Raw genomic sequence first — 22602 nt, 5'->3', positions numbered from 1 at the left:
ATGGCGCCGTCAGGCCGTGGCGCTGACCATCCCGCCCGAGCTGCTGCCACCCTCTTGCTGCAGCAGCTCCAGCAACTGCGCGGTAGCGGCCATGATCTGACCGTTGAGGGTAGCGATGCTTGCCTGCTTGGCACCGACCGCAGCCGCCTTGGACGTCTCATCCATCTTGCTGTTCTGCAACGCGGCAAGCTGCTTCTGCTCCTCGGCCATTTGCTTCTGCAAGTCCTTGATCAACTGCCGCAGCTCGCTTACCGCCTCCGACTCACCGCTGTCCGCTGTAGCCGTTGACTGTGCCTGGCTACCCGCGGATACCTTGAGGCTGTCGCTGCTGATTTGCAGCGGGCCCACCGCTTCGCCGGCCTGCTTGGCCTGATCGCGTTCTGCGGCGGCATTGGCGCTGAGCACCTGCGCCGATACGCCATTGATCATGAGGTTGCCAGCTGTGATGACGGCCATGTCGGTCCCTGTCTGAAAGATCGGTCTTTGCGTTAACCACCCTATCGGCCAATTCGCGCCGCGCTTTAGCCCAATTAAATTCCCTGTCGGCTGGCTCGTTCCACCTCATGTACTTGCACAGCGGCCGAAGCCCCGGCGGGCGTGCCTATTCGAGCATTCAGGGAATCACCATCATGAGCCAGCCCATACAGCAGGACACCATCAAAGATCTGATCGGCGTGGGCTTCGGCCCTTCCAACCTGGCCTTGGCCATAGCCCTGGAGGAACTGGCAGAGTCACAAGGCCATGCCCTGGACGCGCTGTTCATCGACAAGCAACAGGACTACCGCTGGCACGGTGAAACCCTGGCGACACAAAGCGAGCTGCAGATCTCGTTCCTGAAAGACCTGGTGTCGCTGCGTAACCCCACCAGCCCCTACAGTTTCGTCAATTACCTGCACCAGAAACAACGCCTGGCCGACTTCATCAACCTGGGCACTTTCTACCCCTGCCGTCTGGAGTACAACGACTACCTGCGCTGGGCAGCCGAACATTTCGCCGGCCAGGCCGTCTATGGCCAGCAGGTGCTGCGGATCGAGCCGCAGGTACAGGGCGGCCGGGTCGAGCACCTGCGCCTGGTGTCGCGTGATGCGCAAGGCCGCGAATACAGCCGCCGCACCCGCTCGGTAGTGGTCGGCAGCGGCGGCACACCGAAAATTCCGGCGAAGTTCGGTGCCTTCAAGGATGACCCGCGGGTGTTCCACCATTCTCAGTACCTGAGCAGCCTGAACAAACTGCCGTGCACGCAGGGCGCCCCGATGCGCATCGCCGTGATCGGCTCGGGGCAGAGCGCCGCCGAGGCGTTCATCGACCTCAACGACAGCTACCCTTCGGTCAAAGTCGACATGATCCTGCGCGGCTCGGCCCTCAAGCCCGCCGACGACAGCCCGTTCGTCAACGAGATCTTCTCGCCGGACTACACCGACCTGGTCTTCAACGAGCCTGCCGAGCAGCGCAGCAAGCTGCTGGGCGAGTACCACAACACCAACTACTCGGTGGTCGACCTCAACCTGATCGAGCGCATCTACGGCATCCTCTACCGGCAAAAAGTCGCCCACCAGTATCGCCACAACGTCTTGTGCCGCCGCCAGGTCGAAGCCGTGGTCGCCACCCGCGAGGGCCTGGAGCTGACTTTGCGTGACCTTGCCACCGACCAGCAGCAAACGCACCGTTACGATGCCGTGATTCTCGCCACTGGCTACGAACGCCGCTCGCACCGCGACCTGCTGGCACCCCTGGCCGGGTACCTGGGCGACTTCAGCGTCGACCGCAACTACCGCGTGCTGGCCAGCCCCGACCTGCAAGCCTCGGTATACCTGCAGGGCTTCTGCGAAAACAGCCACGGGCTGAGCGACACCCTGCTCTCGGTGCTGCCGACACGTGCCGCGGAGATCGCCAGGGCCCTGTACCAGGACCTCGCACAGCTGCACGGCAAACCTTCTGCGGCAGTGGCCCTGACCAGCGCCTGACCGCCACAACACGCGCCGTACAGGCCGACCTGACGCCCCTGCGCAGGTCGGCTTTGTCGTTTGAAACATTTGCTTTCATTTTAATCGGCAGGATCTCGATTCTCATTCGTCCTTATCAGTACAGCCCTCTTTGGTTGGGCGCACGCTCGACCACCCATTGCAGAAGACCCGTCTGATGGCCAAATCGTTGAAAAAATCCAAATCCAGGCTGTGGTTCCTGGTGCACAGCTGGCTCGCCTTGCCGATCTGGTTCTTTGTATTGATCGTCTGCTTCACGGGCATGCTCGCGGTGGTCAGCCAGGAAATCGTCTGGCTGGCCAACCCCGATGTACGTGCCAGCAAGCCGGACCCCGACGCCGAACGCCTGAGCTTCCAACAGGTGCTGAACGCCCTGCATGAAGCAGAGCCGGATATGGTCGTGCGCTCCATCATCCAGCCTGAGGGCTCACACTTCGCCCTCACGGCCAATGTGACCTTCCCGGACGGCACCACCCCGACCTTGTACGTCAATCCTTACACCGGTGCGATTCAGGGCAAATCCCCTGACTTCAACTTCCAAGCCTTCACCCGCGCCCTGCACGGCTGGTGGCTGGTGCCCTTCACCAACGGTTTCAGCTGGGGCTGGTACCTGGTGTCGATCCTCGGCCTGCCCATGCTCGCTTCGCTGGTAACCGGGCTGGTGGTGTACAAGAAGTTCTGGAAAGGCTTCTTCAAGCCGGTACGCACAGGGCACGGTTCGCGCATCTTCTGGGGCGACCTGCACCGCCTGGCCGGTGTCTGGTCGATCTGGTTCATCGCGGTCATTTCCATCACCGGTACCTGGTTCCTGATCCAGGCGATTCTGTTCGACAACCACATCAGCATTTCCAGCGAGCCGATCGTGCCGGTCATCGCTCGCGACGAAGTGCCCCAGACCGCCGATGGCAGCCCAGCCCCACGGATCGACCTCGATGAGGCGGCGCGCATCGCTGGCCTGGCGATTCCAGGGCTGGAAATCAACTTCATTGCGTTGCCTGCCACCGCTTACAGCCATATTTCCATGGGCGGGCGGGGCTGGTATCCGCTGATGGTCCAAAGCGCCGAGGTCAACCCCTACACGCGCAAGGTAGACAGCCAGTTCCTGCTGGGCGACCGCTCCGCCCTGGAGTTCGTCACCGAGTCCATGCGCCCCTTGCACACCGGTGACTTTGGCGGCCTGCCGATCAAGCTGATCTGGTTCTTCTTCGGCCTGGTGCTCACCCTGATGGTGTTCAGCGGCTTGCTGATCTGGACCAAACGCACGGCGCAAGCCACCGCTGCCGCGCTGAAGCGTAGCGAACGCGCACCCCGCACTGCGCCCACCCAGACCTCGCTGGAGATGCAACGATGAGCCACACCCAGGCCGTGCCCGTCAGCCCGCTGAAACAGTGGTGGTTGAAGTGGCGTTTCCACTTGAACATCCTGCTGATCCTGATCCCGCTGGGTTTCATGCCCAAGTATTTCAGCGACGCAAAGCTGTTCCGCGGCGAGGCAGGGCTGGGGGCGAATGTGATCACCGGCATCCAGGCCGGCCCCTACACCCTGGACGTGGCGGAACTGCGTGACGAAGCCCCCCGCAGAGACGGCCCGGCAGGCGACTTCAAGGTATTCAGGGCAGCGCTGTGCAAGGCGTGCGTCAACGACGTGAAGGCCGTTTACCTGCGCATCGGCAAACCGCGCAGCCTGCGAGCGGCTGGCACGATCTTCTTCGGCGCGCCTTACGCCATGGCCACCAACCTGCCGATCCCCCCGCGCACCCAACCCGACGCCCAGATCTGGATCACCGTGGAAGGCTGGGACGGCAGCATGCACCAGGCGTCTGTCCCGCTGGCCCAGGCATCGCCAGCCACCGTGGCCTGGCTCGAGAAAAAAGGAGGCAAGAAATGAAATACCTGCTGCGCACCCTCGCCCTGCCCTTGCTGGCACTGGCCGCAAGCCCGGCACTGGCCCACAACCCTATGTGCGAATGCGAAGAACTGGCCAGCGGCCAAGTCAAGTGCACCGGTGGTTTCTCGGACGGCAGTGGCGCCCCCGGGGTAACCTTGGATGTGATCGGCTACGACGAGCAAGTGCTGGTCGGCGGCAAGCTTGGCGACGATTCGTCCCTGACCTTCAAGCGCCCGGACGGCGAATTCTACGTACTGTTCGACGCCGGCCCCGGGCACGTGGTGGAAGTCGACTACGCCGATATCGCCCAGCCATGAGCCGCGCTCACGTGATCCGCCCGGCCGGCGCCGGGCACGAAACCCTGTACGTGCTGTTGGCCAGCCTGCTGATAGTGACGTTGGCGGCTGGCGTGGTGTGGCTGCGCGGCGAGCGCGAGGACGAACAGGCCATCGCCAGCCACCAGATCGACGCCCGCCGCGACCTCACTGCGGCCGAGCAAGGCCTCTACACCGACCTACGGGTGGCATTCGACGAGATCCTGTTGCTGCGTGAAGAAAACGCCGCTGCACCTGGGGTACAGGCCCTGGCCGACGAAGGCCTGCCGCCGTTCGTGGTCGACGCCGGCAGCCAGAGGCGGGGCAGCCACCAGTGGACCTGGCTGGCGTCCGGCGCCTACCTGGGCCGCAGCCAGGCACCCGAAATTGCCGGCAGCCTGCTGCTGATCCTGCCACCCGACAGCACCGGCCAGGCCGATATCTGGTTGCGCCGCGACAGCGCCGCACCCCTCCCGGATGACCTCGGCCAGGCGGCACTGATCGCCGCTGGCTGGCAACAAGTGGTCAGCCACTACGACGCCGGGGTTACCCGCGAACACCGCCACTGAACCGAAGGACTCGCCTATGTTTCGCTCCGCCCTCGCCCTGCTCCTGGCCCTGGCCCTGCCGGCAATGGCCCTGGCCGATAACGGCAAGCCGCTGCGTATCGGCATCACCTTGCACCCCTACTACAGCTACGTGAGCAACATCGTTGGCGACAAGGCCGAGGTGGTGCCGCTGATTCCGGCGGGCTTCAACCCGCACGCCTACGAGCCCCGGGCCGAAGACATCAAGCGCATCGGCACCCTGGACGTGGTGGTGCTCAATGGCGTTGGCCATGACGACTTTGCCGACCGCATGATCGCCGCCAGTGAAAAACCTGATATCGCCACGATCGAGGCCAATCAGAACGTACCGCTGCTGGCGGCTACCGGCATTGCCGCGCGCGGTGCCGGCAAGGTGGTCAACCCGCACACTTTCCTGTCGATCAGCACGACCATTGCCCAGGTCAACAACATTGCCCGCGAGCTGGGCAAGCTCGACCCGGACAATGCCCGGTTCTACACGCAGAACGCCCGGGCCTACGCCAAACGCCTGCGTGCCTTGCGTGCCCAGGCACTGGCCAAGGTCACCGAGGCCCCCAGCGCTACCTTCCGCGTGGCCACCATCCATGCTGCCTACGACTACCTGGTCCGCGACTTCGGCCTGGAAGTGACCGCCGTGGTCGAACCCGCCCATGGCATTGAGCCAAGCCCGGCGCAGTTGAAGAAGACCATCGACCAGCTCAAGGCACTGGACGTGAAGGTGATCTTCTCGGAAATGGACTTTCCCTCAGCCTATGTCGAAACCATCCAGCGTGAGTCTGGTGTGCGCCTTTACCCCCTTACCCACATTTCCTATGGCGAATACACCAAGGACAAGTACGAAGTGGAAATGAAGCGCAACCTCGACACCGTGGTCCGCGCCATTCAGGAGAACCGCGCATGACCGCCGCTGCCAACCTGGCAACCGCCAGTGGGCCGCGCATCACCTTTGCCGGCATCGACCTGACCCTCGGCCGCACCCGCATCCTCGAAAAGGTCAGCTTCACCGTCGCCCCGGGCAGCGTGCACGCCATCGTCGGCCCCAACGGCGGCGGCAAGAGTTCGCTGATCAAGACCCTGCTCGGGCAAATGCCCCACCAAGGGCAATTGACCCTGCACTGGCCGGGGCAAGGCGAGGTGATTGGCTACGTCCCGCAGGCCCTGGAGTTCGACCGCGGGCTGCCAATGACCGTGGATGATTTCATGGCTGCCATGTGCCAGCGGCGCCCGGCCTTCCTGGGGTTGTCACGCAGGGTGCAGCCTGCCATCGATGCTGCGTTGGCGCGGGTTGGCATGCTGGAAAAGCGCAAGCGGCGCATGGGGGCCTTGTCGGGCGGTGAGCGTCAGCGGGTGCTGCTGGCCCAGGGGCTCATCCCCGAACCACAACTGCTGGTGCTGGACGAGCCGATGTCGGCGCTCGATGAAGCCGGCATTCAGGTGTTCGAACAACTGCTACTGGCCTGGCGCCAGGCCGGGACCACTGTGTTGTGGATCGAACACGACCTGGAAGCCGTGCTGCGCCTGGCCGACCGGGTTACCGGGCTGAGCCGTCAGGTACTGTTCGACGCCCCGCCAGCCCAGGCCCTGACGCCGGAGCGCCTGCTGGGCCTGTTTTCCGTCCACCCGCGTAACGAGAGCATTGCCTGATGAGTTTCGACATTTTTCGCCAAACGGTCCAGGGATGGGCCGCTGCCGGCTACCTGCCCGAGGCGCTGGCCTATGGCTTCGTGGTCAACGCCTTGCTGGCCGGCCTGATGATTGGCCCGGTGCTGGGTGGCCTGGGCACCTTGGTGGTGGTCAAGCGCTTTGCATTCTTTTCCGAAGCGGTCGGCCATGCCGCACTGACCGGTGTGGCTATCGGCATCCTGCTGGGCGAGCCCTACACCGGCCCTTATGGCAGCCTGTTCGGTTACTGCCTGCTGTTCGGCATCCTGCTGAACTTCCTGCGTAACCGCACCGGGTTGTCACCGGACACACTCATTGGCGTATTCCTCTCGGTGTCACTGGCGCTGGGCGCCAGCCTGCTGCTGATGCTGGCGGGCAAAATCAATGTGCACATCCTCGAAAACGTGCTGTTCGGTTCGGTGCTGACCGTGAGCGGGCAGGACCTGGTGGTACTGGGCATCGTCGCCGTGCTGGTGCTGGCCTTGGCGCTGCCGCTGTACAACCGCATCATGCTGGCCAGCTTCAACCCGCAGTTGGCCGCCGTACGCGGCGTGGCGGTGAAAACACTGGACTACCTGTTCGTGGTGCTGGTGACCCTGGTCACCGTGGCTGCAGTGAAGGTGATTGGCGCCATTCTGGTCGGTGCGTTGCTGGTGATCCCGGCTGCCGCCGCGCGCCTGGTGAGCCAGTCACTGAAGGGCTTTTTCTTCCTCTCGGTGCTCATCGCGAGCATCAGCGCGTTGTTCGGCATTCTGCTACCGATCGTGTTCGACCTGCCGGTGCCGTCGGGTGCCGCGATCATCCTGGTCGCCGGTCTCTGCTTCGCCCTCGCTGCGCTCGCCCGCACCCTCGTTCCCCGCCTGCAAGGAAACCCGGCATGAACCTGAAACACCTGACCCTGGCACTGGCCCTGGCCAGCCTGCCGTCGCTGTCTTTCGCCACGCAGGTGCTGACCACCTTGCCGATCACCCACAGCCTGGCCAGCGCCCTGCTCGAGGGGACCGGCGTACAACTCAAGCGCGCAGCCCCGGCCAACCTGCCGGCCAGTCGCCAGCCGTCGTATTTCAGCGGCCGTGGTGGCGCTAGCCTGGACAAGGCTGCGCAACAGGCCGATGCGGTGATCGGCGTGCGTTCGATCTGGCGCGACGACCCGCTGTACCCGATGGCTCGGCGCAGCAATATCCGCATTGTCGAGATCGATGCCGCACGGCCGGTGGACGGCGCCTTGCCAGGTATTGCGGTGAGTGGCGACGATGCCTACGACGCCTACCCGTGGCTGAACCCGACCAATCTGGGGCGCATGGCGGACGTCGTGGCCAACGACCTGGAACGCCTGGCGCCCAGCGAAAAAACGAAAATCCAGGGCAACCTGGCCGCGCTCAAACGCCAGCTGTTGGCGCTTGCCGCCAGCAGCCAGACGCAGTTGGCCAAGGTCGACAACCTCACAGTGGTCAGCCTGTCGCCGCGGTTGGGTTACCTGGCCAGCGGCCTGAACCTGGATGTGGTGCAGCAGCCGCTGCCAACGGCGTGGGATGCCGCCGCGCTGAAGGCGCTGGAAGCCAACCTGAAGGCACAGGATGTGGCGTTGGTGCTGGACCATCGCCAACCGGAGCCGGCGCTGGCCGCAGCGATCAAGGCAGCCGGCGCGAAGCTGGTGGTGGTGGACAGCGACCCGGATGATGCGTTTGCCGGGTTGAAGGCCAGTGTCGAACAAGTCGTCGGGGCACTTGGCGAAAGCTGATCAACAGTCCCTCGCAAATTCTGGAGGCGCTAGCGCTTCATGCACCGTTGATAACGCTCGTCCACCCGCCCTGCAAACCACGCCGTGGTCAGCTTGCGGGTAATCTTCGGGCTCTTCAGTTCGATTCCCGGCAGCACCGCTCGCGGTAGCGGCTTGCCAGCGGCGGCGTCGGCCAGGGCGAATACCCCGGCGTACAGCTTGCTGGCCTCGAACACCAGGCTGTCGCCGTCCTCCAGTTGGCGGCGAATCTGCGGGTTGCGCAGCCCCAGCTTCCCGCCCACTTTGCGCGCCGCCGTTTCGGTCGCGCCCGGCATGATCGACCCCGGTGCGATCAGGTCGCCGTCCAGCGCCAACCGCACACCCGTGACCTTGCTCAGCGCCGCTTGAAACGCCGCATTGCGGCTGGCGTACCAACCCGCATTGAAATCGGCGAAGCGGTAGAGCGGGCGTTCGTAGCTGGCCGGGTAACCCAGCAAGTGCGCGATACCGAAATACATGCCACCGCGCCGGCTGAACACCTCCTGGCGAATGCTGCCGTCATGGCTGTAGGGGTACCCCTCCGCATGCTGTTCGGCAAAGTCGATGCTGACCTGCATCGGCCCGCCGGTATGCACCGGATTCAGCCCGCCAAGCAAGGTCCTGCCCAACGGTAGGCGAGCAATGACCTCGTCGTACAGTTCGCTCAACTGTTTCTCGCTGCGCACTGCCTGTAGCCGCTGCTGGTAGCTTTGGCCGTTGCCAGACGGCGTTTTCAACGCACCATCGATCAGCAGCCTGGGGATGTGCAGGCGCGCGGCGCGGCGGTCGATTTCTTCACGGGCGATACGCCCCAGGTTGGGCACCTGTGGGTCGGCCGTGAAGGTCGACTCCTGCTCGGTGACCGCCAACACGGCACACAGGTTGCTCTTGCTGGGGGTGATGCGCTGGGCCTCGAAGGCCACCTGGATGTCCTTGGCCCAGCCCTCGCGGTCGCGGGCTTGCGTGGGTAGCAACCGCAGCAGTTGGGCGCGAACCTTGGCAGGGTCCGCTTCGGGCACTTCTTCGCGGCGCCCGGCGCAACCTTGCAGCAGTGCCAGGGCCATCATGCCTGCCGCCCATAACCGGCCGTTCAGGGCTGTTCACCGACCAGGTAGGTCTTGCTGATGTGGCGGAACAACGGATGCGCCGCACTCCCCATCAGCTCGAACAGCACCATTTCCCGGGTCACTACCTGCGCACCGGCTTCGCGCATGCGCGCCAGGCCCGCCGCCTTGCTGGCCGCCGTGCGGCTGTCACAGGCATCTTCGACCACGAACACCTGCTTGCCCAGCGCCAGCAGGCCGAGCACGGTCTGCAGCACGCAGACATGGGTTTCCATGCCACACACGATCACCTGTTCGCGGGCCATCAGGCTGTCGGGCAAGCATTGGGCGGCAACGCAGGAAAAATGGCTTTTCTCCACCACCTGGGCGGCCGGTGCCGCCACCAGCAACTCGGCCAGGGTATGGCCCAGGCCCTTGGGGTACTGTTCTGAAATCACCACCGGCAGCTCCAGCTCGGCGGTCGCCGCCAGCAGCCAGCGGGCCCGCGCCCGGGTGCCTTCGGCGTCGCTCATGGCGCCGATGAGCTTTTCCTGGATGTCGACGACCAGCAGCGTGGCCTTGTGTGGATTGATCAGCATGCTCTGCCCCTTGCCTGGGAAAAGGCCTAGCCTCCCCCAGGCAAGCGGTGACGTCAATCAGGCGGACAGGCGCAACGGTTGCAGCGAGGCAGTGAGGGCGTCGAGCACACGGTCTTCATGCTCGTGGATGAAGAAGTGCCCGCCGGGGAACATCTGCAACGAAAACTCGCCGTGGGTTTCTTTGCCCCAGGCCCGCAGTTGCTCGTCATTGGCCCGGTCCTCAATGCCGCCCAGCACATGCAGCGGGCAGCTCAGGGCCGGCCGCTGACGGTAGGCGTAGGTGCCGCACAGCAGGAAATCGGCGCGCAGGGTCGGCAAGGTCAGGCTCATCAACTCGGCATTGGCCAACACTTCCTCGGGCGTGCCTTGCAGCTCACGCAGCTCGCTGATCAGCTCGGCGTCGGTTTTGGGCTCGCGCCAGTGCCGGCCATCGTAATCTTCGCGCCGGGTCGGGGCCGCCGTGCCGCAGGCGAACAACGCCAGCGGCGCCGGGCAGCCAAGCGCTTGCAGCTCATGCGCCAGCTCGAAGGCCAGCAAGGCACCCAGGCTGTGGCCCAGCAACGCGTAGGGTGCATTGGCGGCCAGGCGCTGCTCGCTGGCCAGTTGCCGGGCCAGCGCCTGCATGTCGGTGTGCAGCGGCTCGGCCATGCGGGCGCCGCGCCCGGGCAGCTCCACCGGGTGTACCTGCACCCACGACGGCAGCTTGCGCCGCCAGCGGCTGTAGACCATGGCGCTGGCCCCCGAGTACGGCAGGCACAGCAGGTTCAGTGCGGTCACTGGGGGGCGGCTTCGGCCATTTTCTGGCGCAGGCTGAGGGGGCGCATGTCGGTCCACACCTCGTCGATATACGCCAGGCATTCCTTTTTCAGGCCGCTTTTGCCCACTGCACGCCAGCCGTTGGGGATGGCTTTGTAATCGGGCCAGATCGAGTATTGCTCTTCATGGTTGACCACTACCTGGAACTGGATATCTTCGCGGTCGAATACAGAAGTCATTGCCTGCCTCCTTGAATGATGAAAACCGCTGCGCGCACTGGCGCAGGGGGCTTTCAAGTAGACGTAGCAAGGCGGCGGAAAATTAACTTCATCTCATGCATCGCGCAGCAGGTCGTGGGTATCGAGCAGGCGGAACGCAACCTCGGGATTGCGCTCCAGCCCGCGCCGGATCGCCGCCGGGATCGCCTGCCGGGTTTTGCGGCATAGCCCGGGCTGGTTATCCAGTTCGATGACGATGCCGCGCATGGTCCGCACTTCATTGAAGCCCGGGGCAATGTGCACGCGAATGCCGAGATTGTCGAACAGGCGTTGTTGTAACCGCTGCAAGTCTTCAAGGTCCTTCAGGTTTTCCAGGCGGTCGAGCAGGCGCTTTTCTTCCTGGCGGGTCAGCAGGAGGATGCGCTGGGCGGTCTGCGGGTGGTCGGCCAGTTGTTCGCGGCCACAAATGCAGGCGCCAGGGGGGCAAGGCTGGCGCAACGGTGGAGAGCTGGTCATGAGGCAAGCATAGCCAGTTTTTGCGGGTGCTTGTAGAAGCGGTCTTTTATCGCACGTGCCGTGGCTTTACAGCTGCAGCAAGCGCTCGCGCAGGAAGTTCACGAACCCCTGCACCGGCCGCGCCACCTGCCGGTGCTGCGGGTACACCGCCGACAGCTGTAATGCCGGCGGCCGCCAGTCATCCAGCACCGTGACCAGGCGCCCATCGGCCAGCGCTTGCCCAACGATGAAAGTCGGCAGGTAAGTCACCCCCATGCCGGCAATCGCCGCATCCCTGAGGATTTCACCATTGTTCGCGCGCATGCGCCCGGCCACCTGAATCGCCTGGGCCTTGCCAGCCTGCCGAAACTGCCACTGCACCTGCCGCGAATGCCCATACGGCAGGCAGTCATGCCCGGCCAGGTCTTCCGGCTTGGCCGGCACACCGCGCGCCGCCAGGTAGCCCGGGCTCGCGCAGTACACCCGCTGCACATCGGCGATGCGCCGGGCGATCAGGCTGGAGTCCTCCAGCCCGCCAATCCGCAACGCCAGGTCATAGCCTTCGCCGATCAGATCCACCGCCCGATCACTGAGGTCCACCTCCACATCCACCTGCGCATGCAACTGCAAAAACTCGGTCAGCAAACAGCCCAGGTGCGCCATGGCGAACGACAACGGCGCGCTAAGGCGCAAGGTGCCGCGCAAGGCCTGGGCCTGGCCGCTGATGTCGTGCTCCACCTGCTGCACTTCACCCAGCAAGCGCAAAGCCGCCTGGTAGTAGTGCCGGCCCAGCGGCGTGGCATCCAGGCGCCGCGTGGAGCGGTTGAGCAGGCGCACGCCCAGGCGCTCTTCGAGTTGCATCAGGCGCCGGCTCACCGATTGCTTGGACATCCCCAGGCGGTCGGCGGCGGCGGTAAAACTGCCGGCCTCCATCACCTGGGCAAAGATTCGCATGTCTTCGTAGGGGTTCATTGTCTCGCTCTTGGTGACAGTTAAACGCTTTATAGCGGCTTTTTCCCACGAACGCACCTGCCTAATCTACGCACAGGTCGCAACGATGGCCCAGCAGGCCAGACAAGACGCCCATTCCCGACACTTGCACAGAAAAGGATTCGCCCATGAACATTGTCCACACAACACTGACCGCCTCGCTTCTGGCGCTGTCCGTTTCCAGCGCGTTCGCTGCGGGAAGCCCAGGCGTCGAGCAACACACCCAGGCCTTCCTCGAAGCCCTGGAGCAAGGTGGCGGCAAGCCACTGGAGCAACTCAGCCCGAAAGATGCCCGCGCGGTGCTGACCGGCGCCCAGGCCTCGGTCAAGGTTGACCTCTCCGGGGTCGAGGTGAAGGAACGCACCATCGAGGCGGACGGCCAGTCGATCAAGCTGCAGGTGGTTCGCCCGGCCCATGTCAAAGGGGCGTTGCCGGTATTCATGTTCTTCCACGGCGGCGGCTGGGTGCTCGGCGACTTCCCGACCCACCAGCGGCTGATCCGTGACCTGGTGGTTGGCTCTGGGGCAGTGGCGGTCTATGTCGACTACACCCCGTCGCCGGAGGCGCACTACCCGACCGCGATCAACCAGGCCTATGCCGCGACCCGCTGGGTGGCCGAGCACGGCCAGCAGATCGGCGTGGATGGCAAGCGCCTGGCCGTGGCTGGCAACAGCGTCGGCGGCAACATGGCAGCGGTCGTGGCGCTGAAGGCCAAAGAGGCTGGCACCCCGGCCCTGCGCTTCCAGCTGTTGCTGTGGCCGGTGACGGACGCCAGCTTCGAAACCGCTTCGTACAAACAGTTTGCCGAAGGGCACTTCCTGACCACCGGCATGATGAAGTGGTTCTGGGACAACTACACCACGGATGCCAAGGCGCGGGAACAGATCTACGCCGCGCCTCTGCGGGCCACCACCGAACAGTTGCAAGGCTTGCCGCCAGCGCTGGTGCAAACAGCCGAGTTCGACGTACTGCGTGATGAAGGTGAGGCCTATGCCCGCAAGCTCACTGCCGCCGGGGTGCCCGTGACCTCGGTGCGCTACAACGGCATGATCCATGACTATGGGTTGCTCAACCCGCTGAGCCAGGTACCGGCGGTCAAGGCGGCTATGCGCCAGGCAGGCGCTGAACTCAAAGCGCATCTGAACTGAGCCCATGACCGGAAGACCTGCCCAGGACCAATCGAGATGTTGGCGCTCGGTCACCTGGGCTTGGCCCGAATGCTGATAGAACTGCCAGTAGCCGCCACTTTTTTCCTGTGCGCAAATTGCACCAAAGCCCACGATAGCTATGCGTGCGGCTGTGCTACTCCACTCAGAAAAAGGTGCTCGCCAATGTGGACACGAATAGCCCTGTCGCTTCTAACCCTGGCAAGTTTGATCGGTTGCGTGTCGCACACGTCCTCTGTGCTGCCTGCCCGTCCGCCCGCGCAGACTCAGGCACTCACAAGCGCAACAGCCAAGTCACAGCAGTTGATCGAATTGAACAAGCGGGGTGAACAGGCGGTTACGCAACTGAAAGTCTGGTACGACTCGGTCACCGAAGACTGTGGTGGGCCTGACAAACCCAGCTACCTGTGCAGCGGTTTTGAAATGCGTGCCACCGGTTTCATCCCAGAATCGCTACCTTGGGACCCGAGCCGCAAGCACTTGGATAAAGGCGCCATAGCGTTTTCCTGGGTGCGCCGCGATACCAACTTCGGCAGGGCGGCGGAACGCTTCAATGGTTATTTGTTCCCGCCTCTGCAGGCCATCCCGCACGGCAAGCTGCGCGAGCTCGAAGTACTGTGCACCTTCCCCATCGATGGTGGCACGGACAACCGCGAAACCGCGCAGGGGTGCGGCCCGCATGATGGGTTTGAGAGCACCACGGATGCGTGCCAGAAGGTCGGCGTGAAGGATGCCGAAGCGTGGTTGGCAACGTACAGCGAAGATGACATCAGAAAATCAAGAGTCTGCGGGTGGGACCTTCGCGAAGCACCCGCGAACATGAAGGCCCGATGGTTCGAGATGCCGATAAAAGTCAGGGCAGGTTTGAGCGCAGATGCGTGGATGGGCTACAACGAGATTTTGCTCCCTGCCTGGCAAGTCGGCGTGGGCGCCGACTTGCCTGTTTTCGCATTTTTCTATGTCGAGGGTCAGACGCAGGCTGGCTTGCTGGCGCAGTTCGACCAGTTCCGGTATCACGCAGCGTATGGCCAGGCGGTGCCTGTAATCCGAATCAAGCTGCCCACGGCGAAGGATCAGGTTATGCAGCTAAGCTACGATGAGCAAGACCAAGCGGTAGGTCGCCCCATCGTGACTTCGGAGGTCGATTTCGAGTCCGAGCAGGTCGGTGACCGCAAGGAATTCAAGGTTGACCAGACGACATTCAAACTACATGGCACGGGTGGGATCAGCGACGATTCGCACAGCGGCGATGGAAGCGCCATAAAGGCAAAACATCTTACGTTCGACGGTTCAACCGAAATTCTGCTGCCTGGCACAGGTACCCGCCGCGTAAGTTACGACTGGGGGTGCAGTGATCTATGTACCAGAGATCTCACCTTCACGGACAACCACAAACGGCTGAGTGACCGTGAAGGTATGCATTATGGGTCCGATGAGCTAACGGTGAACGGCCCTGAAATACTGCACCTTCACATGGTTGAAGACGGCGAAAATCCGCGCATGGTCATCGACAACGTGCACGTTACGCAAGCGCCTTGAGCCTCTGTTTTGCCAGTAGTAGCCCTATCGCCGGCTCGCCGGCGTCAGGGGCATCAACCAACACTCACGGCCCCACCCCTTCAACGATGATCACGTCGGCCTTCGCTACCCCTTGGCGATGGCTGCACGCCTCCTGGTACAGCTCAGACCGGTAACACGCCACCGCCTGCGCGTAGGAATCGAATTCGATCACCACGCTACGCTGAGGTGTGGGCCGCCCTTCCAGCGCCTCGCTGCGCCCGCCACGGGCCAGAAAGCGGCCACCGAACGCCTGGAAGGCAGCCGGGGCGCGTTGGGTGTATTGCTGGTACTGCTCGGGGTCGGTCACGTCCACATGGGCGATCCAATAGGCCTTCATGCGCCTTCTCCTGATTAGCCGATACTTGTGTATGATGGTATACCATAAAAATGACACCACCACAGCGAGCGTGCAACATGGCTTTCAACACCATCGAGGAACTTCTCGAGGACTACCGGCAAGGCAAAATGGTCCTGCTGGTGGATGACGAGGATCGAGAAAACGAAGGCGACCTGCTGATCGCCGCCGAGCGTTGCGACGCTCAGGCCATCAACTTCATGGCCCGCGAAGCGCGGGGCCTGATTTGCCTGACCCTGACCGACGATCACTGCCAACGCCTGGGGCTGGAGCAGATGGTACCGGCCAACGGCAGTGTGTTCAGCACCGCGTTCACCGTGTCGATCGAAGCTGCCACGGGCGTCACTACCGGCATCTCTGCCGCCGACCGGGCACGTACAGTGGCCGCGGCCATGGCCCCCACGGCCCGCCCCGAAGACCTGGTCCAACCCGGCCATATATTCCCCCTTCGTGCCCGCGAAGGCGGCGTACTGACCCGCGCCGGCCACACCGAAGCGGGTTGCGACCTTGCGCGCTTAGCCGGCTTCAGCCCGGCCTCGGTGATCGTCGAAGTGCTCAACGACGACGGCACCATGGCGCGCCGCCCCGACCTTGAGGTGTTCGCTGCACGGCATGGCATCAAGATCGGCACCATCGCCGACCTGATCCACTACCGCCTTAGCACCGAGCAGACCATCAAGCGCATCGGCGAACGGGAACTGCCGACCGTGCATGGCACCTTCCGCCTGGTCACCTATGAAGACCGCATCGAAGGTGGCGTGCACATGGCCATGGTAATGGGCGATATCCGTCGCGAGCAGCCAACCCTGGTCAGGGTGCATGTGATCGACCCCCTGCGCGACCTGGTCGGCGCCGAATACGCCGGCCCCGCCAACTGGACCCTGTGGGCCGCACTGCAGAAGGTGGCCGAGGAAGGCAGCGGCGTGGTGGTGGTCCTGGCCAACCATGAATCCTCACAGGCATTACTGGAGCGGGTACCACAGCTGACCCAACCGGTGCGGCCTTACCAGCGCGGGCAGTCGAAGGTGTACTCGGAAGTGGGCACCGGGGCGCAGATTCTGCAGGACCTGGGGGTCGGCAAGCTGCGCCACCTGGGGCCGCCGCTTAAATATGCGGGGCTGGCGGGTTATGAGCTGGAGGTGGTGCAGAGCATTCCATTTGAGCCAGGACGTATGGGCTGACGCAATGCCTTGTAGGAGCGGCCTTGCGTCGCGAAAGGGCCGCATAGCGTCCCCAGGTTCTCAGCGTTGACAGATGAATTGTTGGGGCCGCTTTGCGGCCCTTTCGCGACGCAAGGCCGCTCCTACAGAGGTTCACGCAAGCACGCAGAGCATAGAGTGATGGCCGGTCGCCTCATACCTCTTGCCAAAAGTTTGGAATACCATAATATGATATCCCGTAGACCTTAAATCTGCACGCCGGCGTCCACATCGCCAAATGGCCACCAACACTTTGTTTTAGCTGCTCCCCGAACACTATTGGCGGGCGCACCAAAAGCCCCGCCTCGAATAACAAAAGCAACGAGGGCGTAACCATGCTGTTGAGCAAACGTGTAACCGCAGTGCTGTCCGCCAGCCTGCTGACCCTGGCATGTCAGGCCGCCCAAGCCGCCGACAGCCTCAACTTCGTCAGCTGGGGCGGGACTACCCAGGACGCCCAGAAAGAAGCGTGGGCCGTTCCCTTCACCAAAGCGACCGACATCAAGGTAGTCCAGGACGGCCCGACCGACTACGGCAAGCTCAAGGCCATGGTCGAGAGCGGTAACGTGCAATGGGACGTGGTTGACGTGGAAGCCGACTTTGCCCTGCGCGCCGCCAGCGAAGGCTTGCTCGAACCCCTCGACTTCACCCAGATCAAGCGCGACAAGATCGACCCACGCTTTGTGTCCGACCACGGTGTCGGCTCGTTCTTCTTCTCCTTCGTGCTCGGTTACAACGAAGGCAAGCTCGGTGCCAATAAGCCTGTCGACTGGGCGGCGCTGTTCGACACCAAGACCTACCCTGGCAAACGCGCCTTGTACAAATGGCCCAGCCCAGGCGTGCTGGAACTGGCCCTGCTGGCCGACGGTGTAGCCCCCGACAAGCTCTACCCGCTGGACCTGGACCGCGCCTTCAAAAAGCTCGACACCATCAAGAAAGACATCGTCTGGTGGGGCGGTGGTGCTCAGTCGCAGCAATTGCTGGCCTCTGGTGAAGCTGCGCTGGGCCAGTTCTGGAACGGTCGCGTCTACGCCCTGCAGCAAGACGGTGCCCCGGTGGGTGTGAGCTGGAAGCAGAACCTGGTCATGGCCGATTTCCTGGTCATCCCCAAAGGCGCCAAGAACAAGGACGCGGCCATGAAGTTTCTGGCCAACGCCAGCAGCGCCGAAGGCCAGGCCGAGTTCGCCAACAAGACCGCCTACGCGCCGGTCAACGTCGACAGCGTGGCGAAACTGGACAAGGACCTTGCACCCAACCTGCCTACCGCCCATGCCCAGGACCAGGTCACCCTCGACTTCGCTTACTGGGCCAAGAACGGCCAGGCCATCGCCGCGCGCTGGAATGAGTGGTTGGTCAAATGAAAGTCGCCATCAACGCCCTGCATAACGCGCAAGGTGCCCCCACAGGGGCCGGCGCTCCGGGCACCGTACCGCGCCGTGTCAGCCTGAGCCAGCGCTGGAAAGGCAGCCGTAACCTGCTGCCGGCCTTGCTGTTCCTGGGTCTGTTCTTCTTCGCCCCGCTGATCGGCCTGTTGCTGCGCGGGGTACTGGAGCCAACGCCCGGGCTGGGCAACTATGAGCAGCTGTTCGCCAACTCGGCTTACGCACGGGTGCTGTTCAACACCTTCTCGGTGGCCGGTGTGGTCACCCTGATCAGCGTGCTGCTGGGGTTCCCGCTGGCGTGGGCCATCACCCTGGTGCCCAAAGGCTGGGGCCGCTGGCTGCTGAACATCGTGCTGCTGTCGATGTGGACCAGCCTGCTGGCACGCACCTACTCGTGGCTGGTGCTGCTGCAGAGTTCGGGGGTAATCAACAAGGCGTTGATGGCCATGGGCATTATCGATGCCCCGCTGGAGATGGTGCACAACCTGACCGGTGTCGTGATCGGCATGAGCTACATCATGATCCCGTTCATCGTGCTGCCGCTGCAGGCGACCATGCACGCCATTGATCCGATGGTGCTGCAGGCAGGCTCGATCTGTGGCGCCAGCCCGTGGACCAACTTCTGGAAGGTGTTCCTGCCACTGTGCCGCTCGGGGCTGTTCTCCGGGGCGCTGATGGTGTTCGTGATGTCGCTCGGTTACTACGTCACCCCGGCACTGCTGGGTGGGGCGCAGAACATGATGCTGCCGGAATTCATCATCCAGCAGGTGCAGTCGTTCCTCAACTGGGGCCTGGCCAGCGCCGCCGCCGCACTGCTGGTGTTGATCACCCTGGTGCTCTTCTACCTGTACCTGAAGCTGCAGCCGGAGTCCCCGGTTGGCAACCCGAGGTAAACCGCCATGCTCCTTTCCCCCAATGCCATGGGCCGCCCGCTGCGCACAGGCCTGTACCTGACCACCGGGGTGATCGCAGCCTTCCTGCTGCTGCCGGTAGTGTTCATCGTGTTGCTGTCGTTCGGTTCGTCGCAGTGGCTGGTATTCCCGCCGCCCGGCTGGACCCTCAAGTGGTACGGCCAGTTCTTTTCCAACCCTGAGTGGATGGAGGCTGCACTGGCCAGCTTCAAGGTGGCCGTGCTTACCACCGTTGCAGCGGTGCTGCTGGGTTTACCCAGCGCTTTCGCCCTGGTGCGTGGCCGCTTCCCGGGCCGTGAACTGCTGTACGGGCTGTTCACCATGCCAATGATCGTACCGCTGGTGATCATTGCGGTGTCGGTGTACGCGCTGTTCCTCAAGCTGGGCTATACCGGCACGCTGTTCGCGTTCGTGGTCAGCCATGTGATCGTCGCCCTACCCTTCACCATCATTTCGATCATCAACTCGCTGAAGCTGTTCGACCAGTCGATCGAGGATGCCGCCGTGATCTGCGGCGCGTCGCGCCTGCAGGCGATCTTCAAGGTCACCTTCCCGGCCATTCGCCCGGGGATGATTGCCGGGGGCCTGTTCGCGTTCCTGGTGTCCTGGGACGAGGTGGTCCTGAGTGTGATGATGGCCAGCCCCGACCTGCAGACCTTGCCAGTGAAAATGTGGACCACCCTGCGCCAGGACCTGAGCCCGGTGATCGCCGTGGCCTCGACCTTGCTGATCGGCCTTTCGCTGCTGGTCATGTTCATTGCCGCCGCCTTGCGCCGGCGCACCGAAAACGCCTGAGCGCGGAGATAACAACAATGAGTGCAGTGATCAAAGACAACGCGCACGGCAAGACCCTGGTCAGCCTGCGCGGCCTGAACAAGCACTACGGCGACTTCACCGCCGTGGACAACCTCGACCTGGAGATCCAGGACGGCGAGTTTCTGACCTTCCTCGGTTCCAGCGGCTCGGGCAAGTCCACCACCCTGTCGATGCTGGCCGGCTTCGAAACGCCGAGCAGCGGCGAGATCCTGGTCGACGGCCAATCGCTGGTCAACGTGCCGCCGCACAAGCGTGATATCGGCATGGTGTTCCAGCGTTACTCGTTGTTCCCGCACCTGAACGTGCGCGACAACATCGCCTTTCCGCTGGCCATTCGCAAACTCAATGCGGGCGAAACCAGCAAGCGTGTCGATGCCATGCTCAAGCTGGTGCAACTGGAACAGTTCGCCCACCGCAAGCCGTCGCAGATGTCCGGCGGCCAGCAGCAACGTGTGGCGATTGCCCGCGCGTTGGTGTACGAGCCACGCATTCTGCTGATGGACGAGCCGCTCGGGGCCTTGGACAAGAAGCTGCGTGAAGACCTGCAGGACGAGCTGCGTCAACTGCACCGCCGCCTCGGCATCACCATTGTCTACGTGACCCACGACCAGGAAGAGGCCATGCGCCTGTCGCAGCGCATTGCCATTTTCAGCCACGGCAAGATCGTTGGCCTGGGCACCGGCTACGACCTGTACCAGAACCCACCGAATGCTTTTGTGGCGTCATTCCTGGGCAACTCCAACTTCTTGCGGATCAAGGCCAGCAGCAACGGCGCAGCCAGCTTTGAAGGCCAGCCGGTGGCCATCCGCCTGACCCCGGGGCTGGCAGCCTCGCAGGATGCACTGATCATGGTCCGCCCGGAAAAAGCCCTGGCCCTGACTGCCGAACAAGCCGCGCGCCAGCCGCTGCCGGCTGGCTGGAACGAGGTCAGCGCCAAGGTTGGCGAGGTACTGTTTTTGGGGGAAAGCCAAACCTGCCATGTGGTGACTGCTGGCGGTACCGAACTGACGGTCAAGGCGCTGTCTGCAGCGGGTATGCCGATGCAGCCAGGGGATAACGTGAAGGTGCGCTGGGCAGTGGCTGATGCCTGCATCTACACCGAATGGGCCGAGAGCGACCTGAGCAAATCGGCCGGCGCGCATTGAGACCGCCAGGGCCGCCTTGCGGCCCATCGCCGGCAAGCCGGCTCCCACAGGGATCGCATCAGGGCTGGCAGGTGTTTGTCAGAAGATATGCAGCGCCTGTGAGATCGAGCGCCGCGCGGGCGGCGCTCGATCTCACAGGCGCTGAAGATACTGCGGCTACCCTTGCCAGAAACCATAGAATCTCCCACAACGTACAGCACAGGTCTTGAGAACATTGCTATCGTGTGGGAGCCGGCTTGCCGGCGATGGGCTGCACAGCAGCCTTGACAGCCTCAATCCCATTGACTGTCACATTATCATCACGCCCCTGTCGTAATCTGCCGGCCAACTCTATGCCAGAGGGCCACCCGGCATGCCGCGCCTGCTTGTGCTACTGCTCACCGTGCTACCACTGGCCACCGTGGCCAAACCCGTTCATTTGCGTGTGCAAGGCTCCAATACCATCGGCGCAGCCCTGCTGCCGGCGCTGGTGGAGGGCCAACTGCGTGCGCAGCAAGCCAGCGCGATCCAACGGCAAGCCGGCAAGCGGCCCAACGAAACCGTGATCACGGCCCGGGACACGCAGGGCCAACCGGTGCGCATCGACATCGCTGCCCACGGCTCCAGCACCGGCTTCACCGCCCTGGTTGAGGGCGAGGCCGACCTGGCCGCCGCCTCACGGCCGATCAACGACAACGAAGCACTCCAGTTACGAGCGTTGGGCGACCTGCGTGCTACCGCTTCCGAGCAAGTCATTGGCCTGGATGGCGTGGCGGTCATTGTCCACCCCGACAACCCGCTGCCGCAGCTCAGCACAGGGCAACTGGCGCAGATTTTCTCTGGCCAGATCCAGCGGTGGGAAGAATTGGGCATTTCCGGCGGGGCTATTCACCTGTACGCCCGTGACGACCGCTCCGGCACCTTTGAAACCTTCAAGGCACTGGTACTGGAGCCGCAGCACGCGGCACTGTCAGCCCAGGCCCGGCGCTTCGAATCCAGTGACGAACTGGCTGCACGGGTGAGCACCGACCGCCAGGCCATTGGCTTCAGTAGCCTGGCCGCAATTCACGGGGCCAAGGTGCTGGCGGTGGCTGAAGGGGACGCCCCAGCCATGCTGCCGGAGCGGGCCCTGGTAGCCAGCGAGGACTACCCCCTGTCGCGGCGCTTGTACTTCTATCTGCCGGCCAACCCCAAACCACGCGCCAAGACCCTGGCGGACTTCGCCCAAAGCCCGGCAGGCCAGGCCATCGTCGCCCAGCAGGGGTTCGTTTCGCAGCAGATACAGGCCCTGCCAGTGCCACCACAGGCAGGCATGCCGCCGCGCTACCGCAGCCTGGCCAGGCAGGCACAACGGCTGAGCGTGAACTTTCGCTTTCAGGCAGGCAGCGCCAACCTCGACAACAAGGCCCTGCGTGATGTGCAACGGGTCGCAGATTACCTGCACCAGGCCGGCAAGCTACAGGGCAAGACAGTGCTGGTTGGCTTCGGCGACCCCAAGCTGACCCCAGGCCGCGCTGCGCTGCTGTCGCGCTTGCGGGCGCAGGCGGTGCGCCGCCAGTTGGCACGTAACGGCGTCGAAGTGCTGCAGGTGACCGGCATGGGCGCTGAATTGCCTGTGGCCGACAACGAACGTGAGCAAGGGCGGCTGCACAACCAGCGTGTGGAGGTATGGGTGTACTGAGCCACAGGGTGCTGCTGTTCACGGCCGCCTGGCAAACAAATGTAACAGCTCCGGGTTCGGCAGCGCAGGCAAACAGGTCTAGCCTCAAGCCTATGTGATACCGGGCCCCTCTGACG

Annotated in this window: 25 protein-coding genes; 17 read left to right on the top strand and 8 right to left on the bottom strand. The window is 63.6% G+C overall.

Annotation, left to right across the window (positions count from 1 at the left end):
• Positions 1 to 9 precede the first annotated feature (9 nt).
• Positions 10 to 456, bottom strand: a complete 447-nt coding sequence (locus GEV39_RS09760; RefSeq protein ID WP_173888572.1) for a hypothetical protein — start codon at positions 454 to 456, stop codon at positions 10 to 12.
• Between the two features lie 173 nt (positions 457 to 629).
• Here GEV39_RS09760 and GEV39_RS09755 point away from each other — a divergent pair, with 173 nt between their 5' ends.
• The 9 genes from GEV39_RS09755 (at position 630) to GEV39_RS09715 (ending at position 8173) form a co-directional block, all read left to right on the top strand.
• Positions 630 to 1964, top strand: coding sequence for a lysine N(6)-hydroxylase/L-ornithine N(5)-oxygenase family protein (locus tag GEV39_RS09755; RefSeq protein WP_173888570.1), 1335 nt, complete (start codon positions 630 to 632; stop codon positions 1962 to 1964).
• 175 nt (positions 1965 to 2139) lie between these two features.
• On the top strand, positions 2140 to 3333 hold the full coding sequence (locus GEV39_RS09750; protein ID WP_173888569.1) for a PepSY-associated TM helix domain-containing protein: 1194 nt from the start codon (positions 2140 to 2142) through the stop codon (positions 3331 to 3333).
• Entirely contained in the window at positions 3330 to 3869 is a 540-nt protein-coding gene (locus GEV39_RS09745; RefSeq protein WP_173888567.1) for a PA2404 family protein, read from the top strand. Before GEV39_RS09750 ends, GEV39_RS09745 begins: the two co-directional genes overlap by 4 nt.
• Positions 3866 to 4186: a hypothetical protein gene (locus GEV39_RS09740; RefSeq protein ID WP_173888565.1), complete on the top strand. Its 321-nt coding sequence runs from the start codon at positions 3866 to 3868 to the stop codon at positions 4184 to 4186. Before GEV39_RS09745 ends, GEV39_RS09740 begins: the two co-directional genes overlap by 4 nt.
• Entirely contained in the window at positions 4183 to 4752 is a 570-nt protein-coding gene (locus GEV39_RS09735) for a DUF6162 family protein (RefSeq protein ID WP_173888563.1), read from the top strand. The genes GEV39_RS09740 and GEV39_RS09735 overlap by 4 nt, the downstream gene beginning before the upstream one ends.
• A gap of 16 nt (positions 4753 to 4768) precedes the next feature.
• Entirely contained in the window at positions 4769 to 5671 is a 903-nt protein-coding gene (locus tag GEV39_RS09730) for a metal ABC transporter substrate-binding protein (protein WP_173888561.1), read from the top strand.
• Positions 5668 to 6414: a metal ABC transporter ATP-binding protein gene (locus GEV39_RS09725; RefSeq protein WP_173888559.1), complete on the top strand. Its 747-nt coding sequence runs from the start codon at positions 5668 to 5670 to the stop codon at positions 6412 to 6414. The genes GEV39_RS09730 and GEV39_RS09725 overlap by 4 nt, the downstream gene beginning before the upstream one ends.
• A complete protein-coding gene (locus GEV39_RS09720; protein WP_173888557.1) occupies positions 6414 to 7313 on the top strand; it encodes a metal ABC transporter permease in 900 nt (299 codons plus the stop codon). Before GEV39_RS09725 ends, GEV39_RS09720 begins: the two co-directional genes overlap by 1 nt.
• The gene (locus GEV39_RS09715) at positions 7310 to 8173 is read left to right on the top strand and encodes a metal ABC transporter solute-binding protein, Zn/Mn family (RefSeq protein ID WP_173888555.1); all 864 of its coding nucleotides are present in this window, start codon (positions 7310 to 7312) and stop codon (positions 8171 to 8173) included. Before GEV39_RS09720 ends, GEV39_RS09715 begins: the two co-directional genes overlap by 4 nt.
• A gap of 29 nt (positions 8174 to 8202) precedes the next feature.
• Here GEV39_RS09715 and GEV39_RS09710 read toward each other — a convergent pair whose 3' ends face one another.
• From GEV39_RS09710 to GEV39_RS09685, 6 genes are all read right to left on the bottom strand, one after another.
• Positions 8203 to 9258, bottom strand: coding sequence for a DUF1615 domain-containing protein (locus tag GEV39_RS09710; protein WP_283246106.1), 1056 nt, complete (start codon positions 9256 to 9258; stop codon positions 8203 to 8205).
• A gap of 23 nt (positions 9259 to 9281) precedes the next feature.
• Positions 9282 to 9833, bottom strand: a complete 552-nt coding sequence (locus GEV39_RS09705; protein ID WP_173888553.1) for a hydrolase — start codon at positions 9831 to 9833, stop codon at positions 9282 to 9284.
• A gap of 57 nt (positions 9834 to 9890) precedes the next feature.
• Positions 9891 to 10610, bottom strand: a complete 720-nt coding sequence (locus GEV39_RS09700; RefSeq protein ID WP_173888551.1) for a thioesterase II family protein — start codon at positions 10608 to 10610, stop codon at positions 9891 to 9893.
• Positions 10607 to 10828 carry an MbtH family protein gene (locus tag GEV39_RS09695; protein WP_009686443.1) on the bottom strand — a complete coding sequence of 74 codons (222 nt, stop codon included), beginning with the start codon at positions 10826 to 10828 and terminating at the stop codon, positions 10607 to 10609. Before GEV39_RS09695 ends, GEV39_RS09700 begins: the two co-directional genes overlap by 4 nt.
• A 93-nt stretch (positions 10829 to 10921) precedes the next feature.
• Positions 10922 to 11323: a hypothetical protein gene (locus GEV39_RS09690; protein ID WP_054905046.1), complete on the bottom strand. Its 402-nt coding sequence runs from the start codon at positions 11321 to 11323 to the stop codon at positions 10922 to 10924.
• 66 nt (positions 11324 to 11389) lie between these two features.
• Positions 11390 to 12274 (bottom strand): LysR family transcriptional regulator, encoded by an 885-nt coding sequence (locus tag GEV39_RS09685; RefSeq protein ID WP_173888549.1) that lies wholly within the window; start codon positions 12272 to 12274, stop codon positions 11390 to 11392.
• A 146-nt stretch (positions 12275 to 12420) separates the two neighbouring features.
• Here GEV39_RS09685 and GEV39_RS09680 point away from each other — a divergent pair, with 146 nt between their 5' ends.
• A complete protein-coding gene (locus tag GEV39_RS09680; RefSeq protein WP_173888547.1) occupies positions 12421 to 13440 on the top strand; it encodes an alpha/beta hydrolase in 1020 nt (339 codons plus the stop codon).
• A gap of 183 nt (positions 13441 to 13623) precedes the next feature.
• Positions 13624 to 14997: a hypothetical protein gene (locus GEV39_RS09675; protein ID WP_173888545.1), complete on the top strand. Its 1374-nt coding sequence runs from the start codon at positions 13624 to 13626 to the stop codon at positions 14995 to 14997.
• 64 nt (positions 14998 to 15061) lie between these two features.
• Here GEV39_RS09675 and GEV39_RS09670 read toward each other — a convergent pair whose 3' ends face one another.
• Positions 15062 to 15355: a DUF1330 domain-containing protein gene (locus GEV39_RS09670; protein ID WP_110678535.1), complete on the bottom strand. Its 294-nt coding sequence runs from the start codon at positions 15353 to 15355 to the stop codon at positions 15062 to 15064.
• Positions 15356 to 15432: 77 nt separating this feature from the next.
• On the opposite strand from GEV39_RS09670, the gene ribBA reads away from it, so the two are divergent.
• The 6 genes from ribBA to GEV39_RS09640 all read left to right on the top strand — a co-directional run bounded on the left by ribBA (position 15433) and on the right by GEV39_RS09640 (position 22486).
• Positions 15433 to 16554 carry a bifunctional 3,4-dihydroxy-2-butanone-4-phosphate synthase/GTP cyclohydrolase II gene (ribBA, locus tag GEV39_RS09665; protein ID WP_173888543.1) on the top strand — a complete coding sequence of 374 codons (1122 nt, stop codon included), beginning with the start codon at positions 15433 to 15435 and terminating at the stop codon, positions 16552 to 16554.
• Positions 16555 to 16907: 353 nt separating this feature from the next.
• Positions 16908 to 17933 carry an ABC transporter substrate-binding protein gene (locus tag GEV39_RS09660; protein WP_009686436.1) on the top strand — a complete coding sequence of 342 codons (1026 nt, stop codon included), beginning with the start codon at positions 16908 to 16910 and terminating at the stop codon, positions 17931 to 17933.
• Positions 17930 to 18847: an ABC transporter permease gene (locus GEV39_RS09655; RefSeq protein WP_173888541.1), complete on the top strand. Its 918-nt coding sequence runs from the start codon at positions 17930 to 17932 to the stop codon at positions 18845 to 18847. The genes GEV39_RS09660 and GEV39_RS09655 overlap by 4 nt, the downstream gene beginning before the upstream one ends.
• A gap of 6 nt (positions 18848 to 18853) precedes the next feature.
• The gene (locus GEV39_RS09650; protein WP_173888539.1) at positions 18854 to 19660 is read left to right on the top strand and encodes an ABC transporter permease; all 807 of its coding nucleotides are present in this window, start codon (positions 18854 to 18856) and stop codon (positions 19658 to 19660) included.
• A gap of 17 nt (positions 19661 to 19677) precedes the next feature.
• The gene (locus GEV39_RS09645; RefSeq protein WP_173888537.1) at positions 19678 to 20826 is read left to right on the top strand and encodes an ABC transporter ATP-binding protein; all 1149 of its coding nucleotides are present in this window, start codon (positions 19678 to 19680) and stop codon (positions 20824 to 20826) included.
• 352 nt (positions 20827 to 21178) lie between these two features.
• Entirely contained in the window at positions 21179 to 22486 is a 1308-nt protein-coding gene (locus GEV39_RS09640) for a substrate-binding domain-containing protein (RefSeq protein ID WP_173888536.1), read from the top strand.
• Positions 22487 to 22602 lie beyond the last annotated feature (116 nt).

Origin of the sequence: Pseudomonas sp. NY5710, from assembly GCF_013305665.1 — a bacterium.
Lineage (GTDB): Bacteria > Pseudomonadota > Gammaproteobacteria > Pseudomonadales > Pseudomonadaceae > Aquipseudomonas > Aquipseudomonas juntendi.
Note: the sequence above shows the minus strand (reverse complement) of the source record. Positions and strands in the feature narration are given on the sequence as shown.